This is a genomic window from Streptomyces sp. NPDC051738 (assembly GCF_044453205.1).
Taxonomy (GTDB): domain Bacteria; phylum Actinomycetota; class Actinomycetes; order Streptomycetales; family Streptomycetaceae; genus Streptomyces.
Map to the genome: position 1 here is coordinate 312,982 of NZ_JBITCM010000008.1, position 17,064 is coordinate 330,045.

The window sequence follows — 17,064 nt, forward strand, 5'->3', positions numbered from 1 at the left end:
GACCTTACGGTGAGGCAGAATCGACACAGGCCGTTCATACACTGCGGCCAAAAGATCACAGCGATCACACGGATCACGTCGATTTGAAGGCCTCATGCCCCCCACGCTCGCCTCGCTCGTCCACCACTCCGCGCTTAAGCTGACCGTGCGTGCGGGCGAGGACCGCCTGGACGTACCCGTGCGCTGGGCACACGCCAGCGAGCTCACCGACCCCGTCCCCTATATGGAGGGCGGGGAACTGCTGCTGATCACCGCGCTCAAGCTGGACGCGGAGAACCCCGAGGCGATGCGGCGCTATGTACGGCGCCTGGTGGGCGCCGGCGTGGTCGGGCTCGGCTTCGCGGTCGGCGTCAACTACGAGGACATCCCCGAGGCGCTGGTCGACGCGGCGGCGGAAGAGGACCTGCCGCTGCTGGCGGTGCCGCGCCGCACGCCCTTCCTCGCCATCAGCAAGGCCGTGTCGGCGGCGATCGCGGCGGACCAGTACCGGGCGGTGACGGCCGGGTTCGCGGCGCAACGCGAGCTGACGAAGCAGGCGCTGACCGGCGGGCCGGACGGGCTGCTGACCGCGCTGGCGTCGCAGGTCAACGGCTGGGCGGCGCTGTACGACGCGTCCGGTGCGGTCGTCGCCACGGCGCCCGAGTGGGCGGGGCGGCGGGCGGCACGGCTCACGGCGGACGTGGAGCGGCTGCGGGAGCGGCCCGCGCCGGCGTCGTCCGTGGTGGGCGGCCCGGAGCACGAGGACCGGGTCGAGCTGCACACGCTGGGGACCGGGCGGCGGCCCCGCGCCGCTCTGGCGGTCGGTACGGCGGCGGCGCTGGGCACGGCGGAGCGGTACGCCGTGCACTCGGCGATCGCGTTGCTGACGCTGACGACGGAGCGGTCGCGGTCGCTGCACGCGGCCGAGCAGCGGGTGGGGGCGGCGGTGCTGCGCATGCTGCTCGCCGGGGAGCCGGATCACGCGCGGGCCGTGGCGGGGGACCTGTACGGCGAACTGCTGGACGCGCCGTTCCGGGTGATCGTCGCCGAGGCGGCGTCGGTGTCGGCGGCGCGGGTCGTGGACTCGGGCACGCGGGTGGCGCTCCCCAAGACAGCCGCCGCGCTGCTGGTCGCCGCGTCCGAGGCGAACGGTGATCCGCTGGCCGTGCTCACCGAGGTGGTGGAGTCCGCGGCGGCGCGGGCCGGTGAGGCGGTGCTCGTGGTGCCGGAGGGGGAGGGCGAGGCGGCGCGGGTGGTGGTGCTCGCCGCGGACGGGGGCGCGTCGGTCGCGGCGTGCGCGGAGTACGCGGCGGCGTTGGAGGTGGCTCGGGCGGGGGGCGCGCCCGAGGGGCCCGGCGCCGACGAGGACGAGCTGGTCGTGGGGCTCTCGGCACCGGCCGGGCCGATCGCGGCGGCGGCGGCGTACAAGCAGGCGGAGCAGGCCGTGTCGGTGGCCCGGCGCCGGGGCCGGGTGTGCGTGGAGCACGAGCAGCTGGCCGCCGGGTCCGTGCTGCCGCTGCTCGCTGACGACGCGGTGAAGGCGTTCGCGGACGGGTTGCTGAGGGCGCTGCACGAGCACGACGCGACCGGGCGGGGGGATCTGGTGGCCTCACTGCGGGCGTGGCTGTCACGCCACGGGCAGTGGGATGCGGCGGCCGCGGACCTGGGCGTGCATCGGCATACGTTGCGCTACCGGATGCGGCGGGTGGAGGAGATCTTGGGGCGGTCGCTGGATGACGCGGATGTGCGGATGGAGCTTTGGCTGGCGTTGAAGGCGACGTCGGCGGAGTAGACGGGGCGGGGTGGACGGGGCGGAGCAGACAGGGGCGAGTGAGCCTGGGGGCCCACCCACCCCGCCAAACCGGCGCACCCCTCACCCGCACCACTACACCTCGGACAAACGCCCGTCCGCCCCCGCACCCCTACCGTGGACCCCGAACCCCATGAACACCCCCAACGCGGAAGGGCCGGGACTCGATATGACTTCCACCCACGCCTTCTGGCTCGCCGGTCGCCAGGCAAGTGGCGAGGACAGCCTCGATGTCACCTCCCCGTGGGACGGGCGGGTCGTCGGCACGGTGAGTGTGCCGACGGACGCGCAGGTCGAGGAGGCTGTGGCCGCCGCGTACGCCGTGCGGGACGAGTTCGCCGCGACGCCGGCCCATGTGCGTGCCGCCGCCCTGGACCACGTCAGCAGGCGGCTCGTCGAGCGGACCGAGGAGATCGCCCGGCTGATCTCCGCCGAGAACGGCAAGCCCATGAAGTGGGCCCGCGGCGAGGTAGGCCGTGCCGTGTCGGTGTTCCGGTTCGCGGCCGAGGAGGCCCGGCGGTTCAACGGCGGCGAGGCCCAGCGGCTCGACACCGACCTCGGCGGTCAGGGGCGGCTCGCCTTCACGCGGCGCTTCCCCAAGGGCGTCGTCCTCGGCATCGCGCCGTTCAACTTCCCGCTGAACCTGTGCGCCCACAAGATCGCCCCGGCCATCGCAGCCGGTGCGCCGATCATCCTGAAGCCCGCTCCGGCCACCCCGCTGTCCGGGCTGATCATCGGCGAACTGCTCGCCGAGACCGAGCTCCCCGCCGGCGCCTGGAGCATCCTGCCGGTCGCCAACGACCGGATGCCCGCGCTCGTCCAGGACCCGCGCCTGCCCGTGATCTCCTTCACCGGCTCCGAGACGGTCGGCTACGCGATCATGGACTCGGTGCCGCGCAAGCACTGCACCCTGGAGCTGGGCGGCAACGGCGCGGCCATCGTGCTCGGCGACTTCGCGAGCGACCAGGACCTCGACTGGGCCGCCACCCGCATCGCCACCTTCTCCAACTACCAGGGCGGCCAGTCCTGCATCTCCGTGCAGCGGGTGATCGCGGACGCGTCCGTGTACGACCGCCTGCTGCCGCGCATCGTCGCCGCCGTCGAGGCCCAGGTCACCGGTGACCCGAGTGACGACGCGACCGACGTCGGGCCGCTGGTCAGCGAGGACGCCGCCAAGCGCGTCGAGACCTGGGTCGACGAGGCCGTCGCCGCGGGCGCCCGTCTGCACGCCGGCGGCAAGCGCGACGGCGCCTCCTACGCGCCGACCGTCCTCACCGACGTACCGTCCGACGTCACCCTCGCCTGCGAGGAGGTCTTCGGGCCCGTCCTCACCGTGCAGAAGGTCGACGGGGAGGCCGCCGCCTTCGCCGCCGCCAACGAGTCCAAGTACGGCCTCCAGGCAGGTGTGTTCACGCATGACCTCCAGGTCGCCTTCCGTGCCCACCGGGCCCTGGAAGTCGGTGGCGTCGTCATCGGCGACGTTCCCTCCTACCGTGCCGACCAGATGCCGTACGGCGGTGTCAAGCAGTCCGGTGTGGGGCGTGAGGGCGTGAAGTTCGCGATGGACGACTACACCTACGAGCGCGTGATGGTCCTCACCGGAATCGCTCTCTGAGCGAGACTCCGACCACCCACCTCTAGCTAATGGGAACCATTTTCACATAGGATCCCCGAAGGGGCCCGGCACCGATGCCTTCCGGTGCCGGGCCCCTTCTTGGTGTCGGCCTCGTCCGGACCCTCAACCGGAGAAGCCGACGTGCGCGAGCCGCAGTGGGCCGCGCAGCCTGACGTGGACGTCACGGACGCCCTCGGCGATGATCTCGGCGCTCAGCGTCGCGTAGTCGTACGGGCTCGCATCAGGCGCCCGCGACGTCAGTACGGCCAGCGCCGGGCCCCCGTCCAGCGAGATCTCGACCACTCCGTCGCCCGCGACCGACGCCGTCACCTCCGCGACGCCGTCCCCGAAGTCGCAGTCCCGGTAGACCAGTTCGGCCGACCTGCCCTGCGCCGCCGTCACGGCGTCGCCCGACGTCTTCGTACGGTCGACGATCGCGACACCGCTCTGGTCGTCGAAGTCGGCCGCGCTCAGGCCGAGTTGGAGGACCGGGCGCGGTGCCGGGGCCTCGCCGTCCAGGAGCACGGTCGTGCGCAGGCGGATGTCCTCGCTGGAGGCGCCGGCCAGCAGCTCGTACGGGCCCGCCTCACGGCGCCATCCGCCGCGCGCCACGTCCCAGAAGTCGAAGGCCGACAAGGGGACCTGGAAGGTCAGCTCCCGCTGCTCGCCGGGCTCCAGGCGCACCCGGTCGTGCGCCACCAGCTCGCGGCGCGGGCGCGGCACGGTCGGGTCCACGGCGCGTGTGTAGAGCTGGGCCACCTCGTCGGCCGTCACGTCGCCGGTGTTGGTGACCGTGAAGGAGACCTCCACCGCGTCGTCGTCCACCGCCGTCCTCAGGTCGGCGTACGAGAAGGTCGCGTACGACAGGCCGTGGCCGAACGGGAAGAGTGGGGTGCCCTCGAAGTACAGGTACGTCTGGCGGCTGCCGATCACGTCGTAGTCGAGGAGGTCGGGCAGGTCGGCGTCGTCGGAGTACCAGGTCTGCGGGAGGCGGCCGGCGGGGGAGACGTCGCCGGACAGGACGCGGGCCAGGGCGGTGCCGGCCGCCTGGCCGCCGTGGGACGTCCACAGGATCGCCGGGAGGGCGGCCGGGTCGACCGCGTACGGGTACGCCGACACCAGCGCCAGCACCGTGTGCGGGTTGGCCGCGCGGGCCGCGCGCAGCAGGCGCTCCTGGTGGGCGGGGAGGGCCAGCGTCGGGCGGTCCTCGGTCTCGCGGCCGTTGATGTGCGGGTCGTTGCCCGCGACCACCAGGACCACGTCGGCCTGCGACGTGACCCGGGTTACTGCGTCTTCTCCGCTTTCGACGACTATGACCTGGAAGATTTCCGGATTCGCTTCGGCAACCCTGACGCCCTCGGCGGCGACTGAGACGTGGCGACCCGTACCGATGTGCCGGAGGAGGTGTCCGTTCTCATGCGGTTCCAGGCGGAACGTCTCCTGGACGACCCAGCCTCCGGGCTGGTCGGCGGAGGCACGGACACGGCCGTCCTCGGCGACCGAGAGGTAGCGCCCGTCGGGGGCGCGCAGGGTCAGTACGCCCTCGCCCCAGTCGACGAGGGCGAGCTCGGTGCCGGTCGGGTCGGTGGTCAGCGGGGGCAGGTCCGTGCGGCCCGCCAGCAGCGCCGGGTCGAGGGCGCCCTCGGCGCCGCGCACCTCGTCGTCGGCGTCCGCCTCGGGGACGTGCAGGAAGGTTCCGGCCGAGGTCTTCAGCAGGACGCGGTCCACGCCCTCCGCGAACTCCACGCGCTCCGCGCCGAACCGCTCGTACAGGCCCTCCAGCGGGGTGGAGCGGTGGATGAGCGTGCCGCTGTACCAGTCGAGCTTGCACTCGTCGGCGAGCAGGCCGACCACCGCGAGCCGGGTGTCGGGCGCGAGCGGCAGCAGGCCGCCGCTGTTCTTGAGCAGGACGACCGACTGCTCCGCGGCCTCCTGGGCGAGGGCGCGATGGGCCGGGGTGTCGAAGTCCTTGGTGAGCGCGTGCGGGTCGTACTCCGGGTCGAACTCGCCGAGGCGGAAGCGCACCGAGAGCTGGCGGCGGACCGCCGTGTCGAGGTCCGACTCGGTCAGCAGGCCCTGTTCCAGCGCCCCGCGCACCCGTGCGGTGATCTTCGAGCCGTCGGTGCCGTGGTCGGTGAAGCTGTCGACGCCGGCGAGGATCGCTGCGGCCGTGGCCTCCTCGTGGGTGTCGAAGTAGTGCTCGGAGTCGACCAGGTTCGACGGCGCGCCCGCGTCCGAGCAGACCAGCAGATCGTCGTCGGTCCAGGTGCGCAGGTGCTCGCGCAGATACGGCGAGACATGGTTGGGGCGGCCGTTGACCAGGTTGTACGCCGGCATCACCCCGGCCGTGGCGCCCGCCTCGACCGTCTCGCGGAAGGCGCGCAGGTCGTACTCGTTGAGGACGCGAGGGCGCACCGAGGACGACGTGACGTCGCGGCCCGTCTCGTTGTTGTGGGCCAGCCAGTGCTTGAGGACGGGCGCGGTACGCCAGTACGTCGGGTGGTCGCCGCGCAGGCCTCGGGTGTACGCCACCGCGATGGCCGAGGTGAGCTTCGGGTCCTCCGAGTAGCCCTCCTCGTTACGGCCCCACAGGGGGTGGCGCAGGAGGTTGACGGTCGGGGACCAGACATTCAGGCCCACGCGTTCGTCGCGGGCGCGCATCGCGCGGGTCTCCTTGGAGACGGCCTCGCCGACGCGTCGTACGAGGTCCGTGTTCCAGGTCGCGCCGAGGCCGACCGCCTGAGGGAAGACGGTGGCCGGGCCCATCCAGGCCACACCGTGCAACGCCTCCTGGCCGGTGCGGAATTCGGCGACGCCGAGCCGCTCCACGGCGGGCGCGAACTGGTGCAGGAATCCGATCTTCTCGTCGAGCGTGAGCCGCGACAGAAGGTCGTCGATGCGCTTCGCGAACGGCAGTCGCTGATCGCGGAAAGGCGGCGTAGGCGGCGTTTGTGCGGTCACGTGGGGATCCCCTTGCGATGGAGCGGCGAGGCGCTTTCGAAGCGCTTCGATGCTCATTCGACTCAGGGGTGGGTGTCAAGACGCCCCGGCGCAACAACTCCGACTCCTGACCGTTATTTCAAGCGGCACATGAGAGCGGTCGGTTCCTCCATACCTCGGAGGAATCCTGGACATGACCCTTGTGTACCCCCATGCCTTCACTTAACCTCGCAGCAACATCGAAGCGCTTCGACTACGAGTTCCGCCCACTTCAAGGGTGCGCGGCTCTCGGCAATGGTCGGAGGACCGCTTCAGCTCAGCCAGTTCCACTCAGACACCGCAGCCGACGGCCCACCGCCGGGTGTCCAGGTGCGCCATGAAGGGTTGACGCAATGACGCCGAACGCCGCCTCCGCCTCCGGACCCAGCCGGAGAAGCTTCCTCGCCTCGACGGCGGTCGCCACTGCCGCGGTGGCGGGGGGAATGCCGTTGCTCGCCGCCTGCGGTGGGTCGGACAGCGGCTCGCGGGACGGGACCACGTCGGGCAAGGACGCGAAGAAGATCCTTCCGGCGTTCGTGGCCAGCAACGTGGTGACGCCGGACATCCCGGCGAAGAACGGCTCGGCGGTCGGCTTCACCAGCAAGCTGGACCTGGCCACCCTCAAGACCTCCGTCCCGAAGAAGCTCGGCAAGGGCGGCAAGGTCACCATCATGTCGCCGTTCTGGGGCTCCCCGCCGAAGAGCGACAACGCCTACTACAAGGCGATGAACGACGTGATCGGCGTCGACGTCGTCTGGCAGAACCAGGACGGCAACACCTACGAGCAGAAGCTCGGCGCGGTGCTGGCCTCCAGCGACGTTCCGGACGTGGTGGTCGTCCCCGGCTGGAACATGAACGGCAAGATACCCACCGCCATCATCAGCAAGTTCGCGGACCTCGGCCCCTACCTGTCCGGCGACGCGGTCAAGGAGTACCCGAACCTCGCCGCGATCCCCACGGACGCCTGGCAGCGTTCCATCTTCGGCGGCGAGCTGCGCGGCCTGCCGCAGCCGGCGCCGTGGGCGCCCAGCATCGTGCCCTTGTACCGGCAGGACATCTTCGAGAAGGAAGGGTACGAAATACCCAAGTCCTGCGACGAGTTCATGGCCCTGGCCAAGGACATCACCAACGCCAAGGCCAAGCGCTGGGCCTGCCTGGACATGAAGTGGACCGCCTGGCAGGCCTTCGGTGTCTTCTCTGGCAGCGAGAAGCCGCTCGGCTGGAACATGGTCGACGGCAAGCTGCTCTACCGCATCGAGACCGACGAGTACCTCGAAGCGATCGAGTGGTCCCGCAAGCTCTTCGCCGCCGGGGTCGTCCACCCCGACTCCAAGATGGGCAAGAACGCCCCCGACGCGGGACCCAAGTTCGCGGCCGGTGAGTTCCTGATCTACCCCAACAACATCTCCCAGTGGTGGGGCCGAACCGCCGAACAGGCCACCCAGAACCCGGACTTCAAGATCTGGGGCATGGATGTCTGGGGCCACGACGGCGGCAACCCCACCATCTATGCCGAGCAGCCCGCCGGCATCTTCGCCTTCGTCAACAAGAAGGCCTCCGAGTCGGTCATCCGTGACGTGCTGGCCGTCGCGAACGTCACCGCGGCGCCGTACGGCACCAAGGAGTACATGTTGACCAACTACGGCGTGGAGGGCACCCACTACACCGTCAAGGACGGCGTCCCCGCCAAGACCGACCAGGGCAACCTGGAGGTGATGAACGCCTACGTCATGGTGGACGGCCCCGCCTCGACCATCGCGCACCCCGACTTCCCCGACGTAGCCAGGGGCCAGGTCGAGTGGCAGCAGCGGATGGGCGCCTTCACCAAGAAGTCCACCTTCTGGGGCATGCAGATCACCGAGCCGAACCGCTACACCAACCTCTCCAACGACTTCGAGCAGCTGGAGGACGACATCGTCCGCGGCCGCAAGAAGATCAGCGACATGCAGCAGGCCGTCTCCGACTGGAAGAGCAAGGGCGGCGACAAGCTGCGGGACTGGTACAAGCAGATCCTCGACGAGAACGGCTCCGCGGCCAGCTGACCCGGTACCGAGGCAAGGAGAACGGCCGTGTCCCACAGCACGGTGCCTCGGAGCAGGACCGAGGCCGACACGACGGCGAAGACCCCGGCGGCGCCCGACGGCGTCACCGGATCCGGTAGGAAGCCACCCTCGGGAAAGCTGAGTCTGCGGCTCAGGCTCAGGCGCGACCGCGTCCTGCTCCTGATGACGCTGCCGGCCGTCGCCCTGGTCCTGCTCTTCAACTACGTGCCGATTCTCGGCAATGTGGTGGCGTTCCAGGACTACGACCCCTACATCAGCGACAACGGCGTCGTGTCCATGCTGAACAGCCCGTGGGTGGGGCTGGAGAACTTCCAGCGGATCTTCGAGGACTCCGCGTTCTGGCAGGCGGTCCAGAACACGCTGGTGCTGTTCTTCCTCCAGCTCGTGCTGTTCTTCCCGATCCCCATCCTGCTCGCGCTGCTCATCAACAGCGTGGTCAGGCCCCGGGTGCGGGCCATCGCGCAGGCCGTTCTCTATCTTCCGCACTTCTTCTCGTGGGTGCTGGTGATCGCGGTCTTCCAGCAACTGCTCGGCGGCGCAGGGCTGCTCTCGACGCTGTTGCGCGACCACGGGTACGACGGCCTCGACATCATGACCGACCCGAGCACCTTCAAGTTCCTGGTCACCGCGCAGGCGGTGTGGAAGGACGCCGGCTGGGGGATCATCGTCTTCCTCGCCGCCCTGGCCTCCGTCAGCCCCGACCTGTACGAGGCCGCCGCGATGGACGGCGCCGGACGCTGGCGACGGATGTGGCACGTCACCCTGCCGGCGCTCCGGCCGGTGATCGCACTGCTTCTGGTACTGCGGGTCGGCGACGCCCTGACCGTCGGCTTCGAACAGATCCTCCTTCAACGAGATGCTGTAGGACCGGGCGCGGCGGAAGTGCTCGACACCTTCGTGTGGTGGAACGGCGTCCGCAACCAGGACTTCGGCTACGCGGCCGCCGCCGGACTCGTCAAGGGCGTCATCAGCATCGGTCTCGTCCTGGCCGCGAACAAGGTGGCCCATCTGATGGGCGAGCAGGGGGTGTACAAGAAGTGACCGCCGTGATCGACAAGCCGAAACTCAAGCCGTGGGCCGCGCCGCCTCGGTCGGCCTGGGAGGAGCAGCCCACCAAGGTGGGGCTGGCGAGCAAGAGCCTCGTCCTGGGCCTGGCCGTCCTGGCGATCCTGTTCCCGCTGTGGATCGTCATCGTCACCAGCCTCTCCACGCGCAAGACCATCGACGAGTCCGGCGGTCTGGTGATGGTGCCGAAGGACATCACCTTCATCGCCTACCAGGAACTGCTCAGTGGCGGCCAGGTCACCCGCGCGGCGATCATCAGTGTCCTGGTCACCCTGGTCGGTACGGCATTCTCCATGACCGTGTCCGTGCTGTGCGCCTACGGGCTCTCGCGGACCGGGTCGCTGGGGCACCGGTGGATCCTGATGACGCTGCTGGCGACCATGTTCTTCAGCGCCGGTCTCATCCCGACGTATCTGCTGGTGCAGACGCTCGGGCTGACGGACAGCTATCTCGCCCTGATCCTGCCGAGCGCGATCAGTGTCTTCAACATCCTGGTGCTGCGCGGATTCTTCATGGGGATCTCGCAGGAACTCATCGACAGTGCGCGGATCGACGGCGCCGGCGACTTCCGGATTCTCTGGCAGATCGTCATGCCGCTGTCGCGGGCCGTCATCGCGGTGATCACGCTGTTCTACGCGGTCGGGTACTGGAGCGCGTGGTTCAACGCGTCGTTGTACTTGAACGACCAGGACATGATGCCGTTGCAGAACGTCATGATCCAGCTGGTGCAGAAGCAGGAAGCGCCGGTGGGGCTCGGGCAGGCCATCAAGACCGGGCAGCTGTCGGGGCTGGCCGTGCAGATGGCGGTCATGGTGATGGCTTTGCTGCCGGTGGCCGTGCTTTCTCCCTTTGTCCAGAAGCATTTCAAGAAGGGCATGCTCACGGGGGCCGTCAAGGGCTGACGGTCAATTCTGAGATCAGCGCCGTAGGACCGATGGTTTCTTGCTGTCTGCGGCTGCGTTGTGGCTGGTCGCGCCCACGCGGCGGAGCCGCATATCGATGCAGCCCCGCGCCCCTAGGCAGGTATCCGCACCCCCTTTGTAAGAACGAGGTATGTCATGCGCACGTCCCAGCCCAGCAGACGAGCCGTTCTCGCCGGCACCGCGGCCGCCGCCGCGCTCACCGCCCTCCCGTCCCTCACCGGGCACGCCTCCGCCGCAGAGCCCGCTGCCGCGTCCGCCGCCGGCCAGGCATACCGCTGGCGCAACGCCGTCATGGGCGGCACCGGATTCGTCACCGGTGTGCTCTTCCACCCCTCCGTGCGCGGTCTCGCCTACGCCCGTACCGACATCGGCGGCGCCTACCGCTGGGACGAGCGCGCCGCCCGCTGGACCCCGCTGACCGACCACCTCGGCTGGGACGACTGGAACCTCCTCGGTGTCGAGGCCATCGCCGTCGACCCCGCCCACCCCGACCGCGTCTACCTCGCCCTCGGCACCTACGCCCAGTCCTGGGCCTCCAACGGTGCCGTCCTGCGCTCCGACGACCGCGGTGCCACCTGGAGCCGCAGCGACCTCGCCGTGAAGCTCGGGGCCAACGAGGACGGGCGGGGCATGGGGGAGCGGCTGCTCGTCGATCCGCGGGACAGTGACACGCTGTGGCTGGGGACCCGGCACGACGGATTGCTCAAGTCGACCGACCGGGGCGCCACTTGGGCGGCCGCGACCGGCTTCCCCGGTTCCCCGAGCGCCACCGGGCAGGGCGTCACCCTGCTCGTCGCCGTCGGGCGCACCCTGTACGCCGGCTGGGGTGACGGTGACGGCACCACCGGGACCAGGAACCTGTACCGGACCGCCGACGGCAGTAAGTGGGAGGCCGTCCCGGGGCAGCCCACCGGCACCGCCGCCAAGGTCCCGATCCGCGCCGCGTACGACCGCCACACCCGCGAGCTGTACGTGACGTACGCCAACGCGCCCGGCCCCAACGGGCAGTCCGACGGCAGCGTGCACAAGCTGTGCACCACGACCGCCACCTGGAAGGACGTCACGCCGGTGAAGCCGGGCGGCACCACGGCCGACGGGTCCGCCGACGCCTTCGGCTACGGCGGCGTCGCCGTCGACGCCCGCCGCCCCGGCACCGTCGTCGTCTCCACCAACAACCGGTGGGCGGCGGTCGACACCCTGTACCGCACCACCGACGGCGGTCGCACCTGGACGTCCCTGAAGGACTCCGCCGTCCTCGACGTGTCCGAGACCCCCTACCTCAAGTGGGGCGCCGACAAGCCCAAGTTCGGCTGGTGGATCCAGGCGGTCGGCATCGACCCGTACGACTCGGGGCACCTCGTCTACGGCACCGGCGCGACCCTCTACGGCACCCGGGACCTGAAGAACTGGGCCCCGCAGATCCGCGGCCTGGAGGAGGCGTCCGTGGTCCAGCTGGTCTCGCCTCCGGTCGGGGAGGCGCATCTGATCAGCGGGTCCAGGGACGTGGGCACCCTGTATCACGACACGCTCACGGCGTCGCCGAAGCGAGGCATGGCCACGAACCCCGTGTTCGGGTCGGCGACGGGGCTCGCCCAGGCCGCGGCAAAGCCGGCGTACGTCGTCCGCACCGGCTGGGGCGACAACGGAAACGGCGCCTACTCCAGCGACGGCGGGCAGACCTGGGCGCCCTTCGAGGCCCAGCCCTCCATCGCCAAGGACGCACCGGGGCCGATCGCCACCAACGCCGACGGCAGCGTGCTGCTCTGGGTCTTCGTGCACTGGGACGGCACGAAGTACCCCGCCTACCGCTCGGCGGACAACGGCACCACCTGGTCCGAGGTCGCCTCCTTCCCGAAGGGCGCCACGCCGGTCGCCGACCCGGCCGACCCGACGCTCTTCTATGCGTACGACACCGACACGGGAACGCTACTCGCCAGCACTGACAGTGGCCGTACCTTCACCGCCCGTGCGACCGGACTGCCCAAGGGGGACAGCCAGTTCAAGCTGGTCGCCGCGCCCGGCAGGTCCGGTGACCTGTGGCTCTCCACCAAGGGGAACGGGCTCTACCGGTCCACCGACAGTGGTGCCGCCTTCACGAAGGTCGCGAGCTGCTGGGCCTCGCACACCCTCGGGTTCGGCAAGGCGGCCGACGGGGCCGACTATCCGGCGATCTACCAGGTCGGCTCCACCGAGTCCATCACCGCCGTCTACCGCTCCGACGACGAGGCCAGGACCTGGGTGCGGATCAACGACGACCAGCACCAGTGGGGCTGGACCGGCGAGACGATCACCGGTGACCCACGCGTGTACGGCCGGGTCTTCCTCGCCACCAACGGGCGGGGCGTGCAGTACGGGGAGCCCGTCTGATGCCGGAGCGAAACGGGCCCGACCTGAGCGACGCCACCCGCGGCCGCCTCCTCTTCGGCGGCGACTACAACCCCGAGCAGTGGCCCGAGGAGACCTGGCACGAGGACGTCCGGCTGATGAAGGACGCCGGGGTCAACTCGGTCACCCTCGGTGTCTTCTCCTGGGCCAGGCTCGAACCTCAGCCGGGGGTGCGGGAGTTCGGCTGGCTGGACCGGCTGATGGACCTGATGCACGAGAACGGCATCGGCGTCGTCCTCGCCACCCCGACCTCCTCGCCGCCGCCGTGGATGGGCCGGCTGCACCCCGAGACGCTCCCGCGCGACGAGGACGGCCGGACCGAGTGGTGGGGCTCCCGGCAGCACTTCTCGCACTCCAGCGCCACCTACCGCCGCTACGCCGCCGCCATCACCGAGGACCTCGCCGCCCGCTACGGCGCTCACCCCGCCCTGCGGATGTGGCACATCAACAACGAGTACTGCACCTACGACTGGGGCGACGAGGCCGAGGACGCCTTCCGCGGCTGGCTCCAGGCCAAGTACGGCACGCTCGACACCCTCAACGAGGCCTGGGGGACGGCCTTCTGGAGTCAGGGCTACGGCGACTGGTACGAGGTCCTGCCGCCGCGCCGGGCGCACTACATGAAGAACCCCACGCAGGTGCTGGACTTCAAGCGGTTCACGTCCGACGCGCTGCTGGACTGCTATCTCGCCGAGCGTGACATCGTCGCCCGGCACAGCCCGGACATCCCGGTGACGACCAACTTCATGCCGTTCTGGCAGGGGCAGGACGCCTGGGTCTGGGTCGAGCAGGAAGACGTCGTCTCGATCGACATCTATCCGGATCCTCGTGATCCGTTCGGCGGGCAGTACAGCGCGCTGATTCATGACATGACGCGGTCGCAGGCCCGCGGCGGTCCGTGGATGGTCATGGAGCAGGCGGCGGGCCCGGTCAACTGGCGCGGGGTCAACCACCCCAAGCCCGCCGGCCTCAACCGCCTGTGGTCCCTCCAGGCCGTGGCCCGCGGCGCCGACGCCGTCTGCTACTTCCAGTGGCGGCAGTCCCGGCAGGGCTCGGAGAAGTTCCACTCCGGGATGGTCAGCCACGCGGGGGAGCGGGGCCGCACCTTCCAGGAGGTCAAGCGGATCGGTGCCGAACTCGCCCTGCTGAGCGGGAAAGTGGCGGACACCCGGGTCGAGGCCGGCGAGGTCGCCGTACTCCTCGACTGGGACGCCTGGTGGGCCAGCCAGCAGGACGGGCGGCTGTCCGGCGAGGTCGACTATCCGCAGGTCGTCCGCGCCTGGCACCGCGCGCTGTGGGAGGCGCACACCGTCGCCGACTTCGCCCGCCCCGAGCAGGACCTGTCCGCCTACAAGCTGGTCGTCGTCCCGCAGCTGTACCTGATGACGGACGCGGCCATCGACAACCTCGTCGCCTACGTGAACCAGGGCGGCACCCTGGTCTCCGGCTTCCAGACCGGCGTCGCCGACGAGGACGACCGGGTGCGCGAGGGCGGCATGGACGCCCGTCTGCGCGACCTGTTCGGCATCCGTGTCCTGCACGAGTGGTGGCCGCTCGACGCGGGCGAGAAGGCCGACGCCGAGGGCTTCCAGGGCACCCTGTGGTCCGAGGAGATCGAGGCCGCCGATGACGTGGACGCCGTAATCCCCTACAAGGGCGGCGAGTTGGACGGACTCCCGGCCGTCCTGCGCAAGGGCCAGGCCTGGTACGTCTCCACCCTCCCCGAACCGCACGCCCTGCGCACACTGCTCGCCGACATCGCCGCCGACGCGGGCGTACGACCGACCCTCGCCGGTCTCCCGGCCGGCGTGGAGGCCGTACGCCGGGGCGAGCTGCTGTTCCTGCTCAACCACGGGCGCGACGGCGTCACCGTGCCGCTGCCCGGCCGCCACCGCGACCTGCTGACCGGCGCGCACGTCACCGACGGGGTGGAGCTGGGGCGGTACGGGGTGGCCGTGCTGGAGGCGGCGCCATGACCGGTCCGGTGCACGGCACCTGGGAACCCGCACCCGCCGCCCGCTGGGAGGACGCCTTCCTGAGCGGGAACGGCCGACACGGCGTCATGGTGTTCGGTGACCCGAACGACGAGCGGGTCATCGTCAACCACCACACCCTGGTCCGCCCCAACGGCACCGAACACGCCCGTCCGCCCGCCCTCGCCGCCGAACTCCCGCGACTGCAGGACCGGTTGCTCGACGGAGACGTCACCGCGGCGGAGGGCTTCACCGACGGGCGAGGGCTGCAATGGGTGCAGCCCTTCCACCCCGCCTTCCGGATCCGGCTGCGCCGCCCCACCGCCGAGGAGCGCGGCGACTACCGGCGTGAGGTCGATTTCACCACCGGCGTGGTCACCGCCCGCCGCGCCGGCCGGCGCAGCGAGGTCTTCGTCTCCCGCGCCGACGACGTCATCGTCCAGTACGTCACCGAACCCGGCCTCACCACCGACGTGACCCTGGACCCCCAACTGCCGGGCGCTCCCCACGGCCTGGCGGTCGGCCACAGTGCCGTCCTCACCCCCGAGGGCGCGCTCATCACCCTCCGCGTCCGCTACCCCGGTAGCGACCGCGCGTACACGGGCGTCACGCTCGCCGTCGTCACCGGCGGCAGCGTCCGCTCCGCCCTGCCCGGCATCCGCGTCGAGGGCGCCCGCTCCCTGCTCCTGCTCACCCGCGTCCGGCGCCACACCGGCGAGGTGGACGCCCTCGCCGAGGCCGCCGCCCTGCGCGCCCTGCTCCCCGACGGCGACGCCGACGGCGACAGCGACAGCGACTACGGTGACCCGTACGACCGCCTCCTCGCCCGCCACACCGCCCTGCACCGCCCGGCCTACCTCCGCGCCGGCCTCGACCTCGGGGCCGAGGAAGCCGAACGCGCCCTGCCCGGCTCCGAGTTGGTGAGCCGCCCGAAGAGCCCCGCCCTCCTGGAACGCCTCTTCGCGGCCGGCCGCTACCACCTGCTCTCCGCCTCCGGCCTGCTGCCGCCCCGCCTCACCGGCCTGTGGACCGGCGACTGGAACACCGCATGGTCGGGTGCCTTCACCACCGACGCCAACCTCAACCTCCAGACCGCATCGGCAGCGGCCGCCGCGCTGCCGGAGGTCACCGAGGCGCACGCCGCCCTGATCCACGGCCAGCTGGACCACTGGCGCGACAACGCCCGCGCGATCTTCGGCGCCCGTGGCGTGGTGGCGCCCGCCCACACCGACGGCGAGTCCGGGCACATCTACCACTTCAGCCGCGAGTACCCGCTGCACCTGTGGACCGCCGGCGCCGACTGGCTGCTCAAGCCCCTCGTCGACCACGACGAGACACACGGCGGCCACGACCCCCGCACCGCCGCCGCCCTCGCCGAAGTCGCCCGCTTCTACGAGGACTTCCTCACCCGAACCGACGCCGAGGGCAACCTCGTCGTCGTCCCCTCCTACTCGCCCGAGAACCGCCCGGCGAACGCGAGCTGGGGCACGATCAACGCCGCCATGGACCTCTCCGCGGCCCGGCACGCCCTGCTCACGGCCGCCGAGTACCACCAGGAGCACGCCGACCGCTGGCGCGCCCTCGCCGACCGCCTCCCCCCGCACCGGATCAACGACGACGGCGCCCTCGCCGAATGGGCCTGGCCCGGCCTCCAGGACTCCTACGACCACCGCCACCTCAGCCACCTCTACGGTGTCTGGCCGCTCGACGAGATCACCCCGTACGACACCCCCGACCTCGCGGCGGCCGCCCACCGCGCCCTCGAACTGCGGGGCGCCGAGAACGACTCCGCGCACGGCCACCTCCACCACGCCCTGATCGCGGCCCGCCTCAGAGACGGCGCCCGGGTCGCGCACGCCCTCGACCAGGTCCTGGGCGGCGACTTCTTCCACGCCTCGCTGATGAGCGCCCACTACCCGAACCGCGACGTCTACAACGCGGACGCCGCGCACACCCTGCCCGCCGTACTGATCGAGATGCTCGTGCAGTCGACCCCGCACCGACTGGTCCTGCTGCCCGCGCTGCCGCCCGCCCTCCCGCGGGGCCGGCTCCGGGGCGTGCGCACCCGGTTCGGCGCGGAGGTCGACCTGACCTGGACGCCCGAGGGAGCCACGGCCGTCCTGAAGCCGACCCGCTCCCACCGCATCGAACTCCGGACTTCCGCCGGCGACGCCCAACCGCTCGACCTCGTCGCCGGAGAAGACCACGTCCTCAGCCTCGGGGCGTGGTAGCACCCCCGCATTTCCCCCCGCATTTCCCCCCACCCATGGAA

General features: G+C 70.9%; 9 protein-coding genes. 8 read left to right on the forward strand and 1 reads right to left on the reverse strand.

Annotated elements, in window-relative coordinates; translation table 11 throughout:
- The first annotated feature begins 94 nt into the window (after positions 1-94).
- Together ACIA8X_RS21240 and ACIA8X_RS21245 are read left to right on the forward strand one after the other, a co-directional pair.
- Positions 95-1,771 carry a PucR family transcriptional regulator gene (locus tag ACIA8X_RS21240; protein ID WP_399458868.1) on the forward strand — a complete coding sequence of 559 codons (1,677 nt, stop codon included), beginning with the start codon at positions 95-97 and terminating at the stop codon, positions 1,769-1,771.
- A gap of 187 nt (positions 1,772-1,958) precedes the next feature.
- Positions 1,959-3,404, forward strand: coding sequence for an aldehyde dehydrogenase family protein (locus ACIA8X_RS21245; RefSeq protein ID WP_393450347.1), 1,446 nt, complete (start codon positions 1,959-1,961; stop codon positions 3,402-3,404).
- A gap of 123 nt (positions 3,405-3,527) precedes the next feature.
- Here the strand turns inward: ACIA8X_RS21245 and ACIA8X_RS21250 are convergent, their stop codons facing one another.
- Positions 3,528-6,365, reverse strand: coding sequence for a glycoside hydrolase family 3 C-terminal domain-containing protein (locus ACIA8X_RS21250; RefSeq protein WP_399458869.1), 2,838 nt, complete (start codon positions 6,363-6,365; stop codon positions 3,528-3,530).
- A 371-nt stretch (positions 6,366-6,736) separates the two neighbouring features.
- Between ACIA8X_RS21250 and ACIA8X_RS21255 the strand changes: the two genes are divergently transcribed.
- The 6 genes from ACIA8X_RS21255 (at position 6,737) to ACIA8X_RS21280 (ending at position 17,023) form a co-directional block, all read left to right on the forward strand.
- Positions 6,737-8,425 carry an extracellular solute-binding protein gene (locus ACIA8X_RS21255; protein WP_393450341.1) on the forward strand — a complete coding sequence of 563 codons (1,689 nt, stop codon included), beginning with the start codon at positions 6,737-6,739 and terminating at the stop codon, positions 8,423-8,425.
- A gap of 27 nt (positions 8,426-8,452) precedes the next feature.
- The gene (locus tag ACIA8X_RS21260) at positions 8,453-9,487 is read left to right on the forward strand and encodes an ABC transporter permease (RefSeq protein ID WP_393450338.1); all 1,035 of its coding nucleotides are present in this window, start codon (positions 8,453-8,455) and stop codon (positions 9,485-9,487) included.
- Positions 9,484-10,413, forward strand: a complete 930-nt coding sequence (locus ACIA8X_RS21265; protein WP_399458870.1) for a carbohydrate ABC transporter permease — start codon at positions 9,484-9,486, stop codon at positions 10,411-10,413. The genes ACIA8X_RS21260 and ACIA8X_RS21265 overlap by 4 nt, the downstream gene beginning before the upstream one ends.
- A gap of 156 nt (positions 10,414-10,569) precedes the next feature.
- Positions 10,570-12,801: a WD40/YVTN/BNR-like repeat-containing protein gene (locus ACIA8X_RS21270; protein ID WP_399458871.1), complete on the forward strand. Its 2,232-nt coding sequence runs from the start codon at positions 10,570-10,572 to the stop codon at positions 12,799-12,801.
- Positions 12,801-14,795, forward strand: coding sequence for a beta-galactosidase (locus tag ACIA8X_RS21275; protein WP_399458872.1), 1,995 nt, complete (start codon positions 12,801-12,803; stop codon positions 14,793-14,795). The genes ACIA8X_RS21270 and ACIA8X_RS21275 overlap by 1 nt, the downstream gene beginning before the upstream one ends.
- Positions 14,792-17,023, forward strand: a complete 2,232-nt coding sequence (locus ACIA8X_RS21280) for a glycosyl hydrolase family 95 catalytic domain-containing protein (RefSeq protein WP_399458873.1) — start codon at positions 14,792-14,794, stop codon at positions 17,021-17,023. The genes ACIA8X_RS21275 and ACIA8X_RS21280 overlap by 4 nt, the downstream gene beginning before the upstream one ends.
- Positions 17,024-17,064: the final 41 nt, after the last annotated feature.

Excerpts from the sequence above, each read along its gene's own strand:
- ACIA8X_RS21240 (WP_399458868.1), top strand. The coding sequence starts at position 95 with ATGCCCCCCACGCTCGCCTCGCTCGTCCACCACTCCGCGCTTAAGCTG.
- ACIA8X_RS21245 (WP_393450347.1), top strand. The coding sequence starts at position 1,959 with ATGACTTCCACCCACGCCTTCTGGCTCGCCGGTCGCCAGGCAAGTGGC.
- ACIA8X_RS21255 (WP_393450341.1), top strand. The coding sequence starts at position 6,737 with ATGACGCCGAACGCCGCCTCCGCCTCCGGACCCAGCCGGAGAAGCTTC.
- ACIA8X_RS21270 (WP_399458871.1), top strand. The coding sequence starts at position 10,570 with ATGCGCACGTCCCAGCCCAGCAGACGAGCCGTTCTCGCCGGCACCGCG.
- ACIA8X_RS21275 (WP_399458872.1), top strand. The coding sequence starts at position 12,801 with ATGCCGGAGCGAAACGGGCCCGACCTGAGCGACGCCACCCGCGGCCGC.
- ACIA8X_RS21280 (WP_399458873.1), top strand. The coding sequence starts at position 14,792 with ATGACCGGTCCGGTGCACGGCACCTGGGAACCCGCACCCGCCGCCCGC.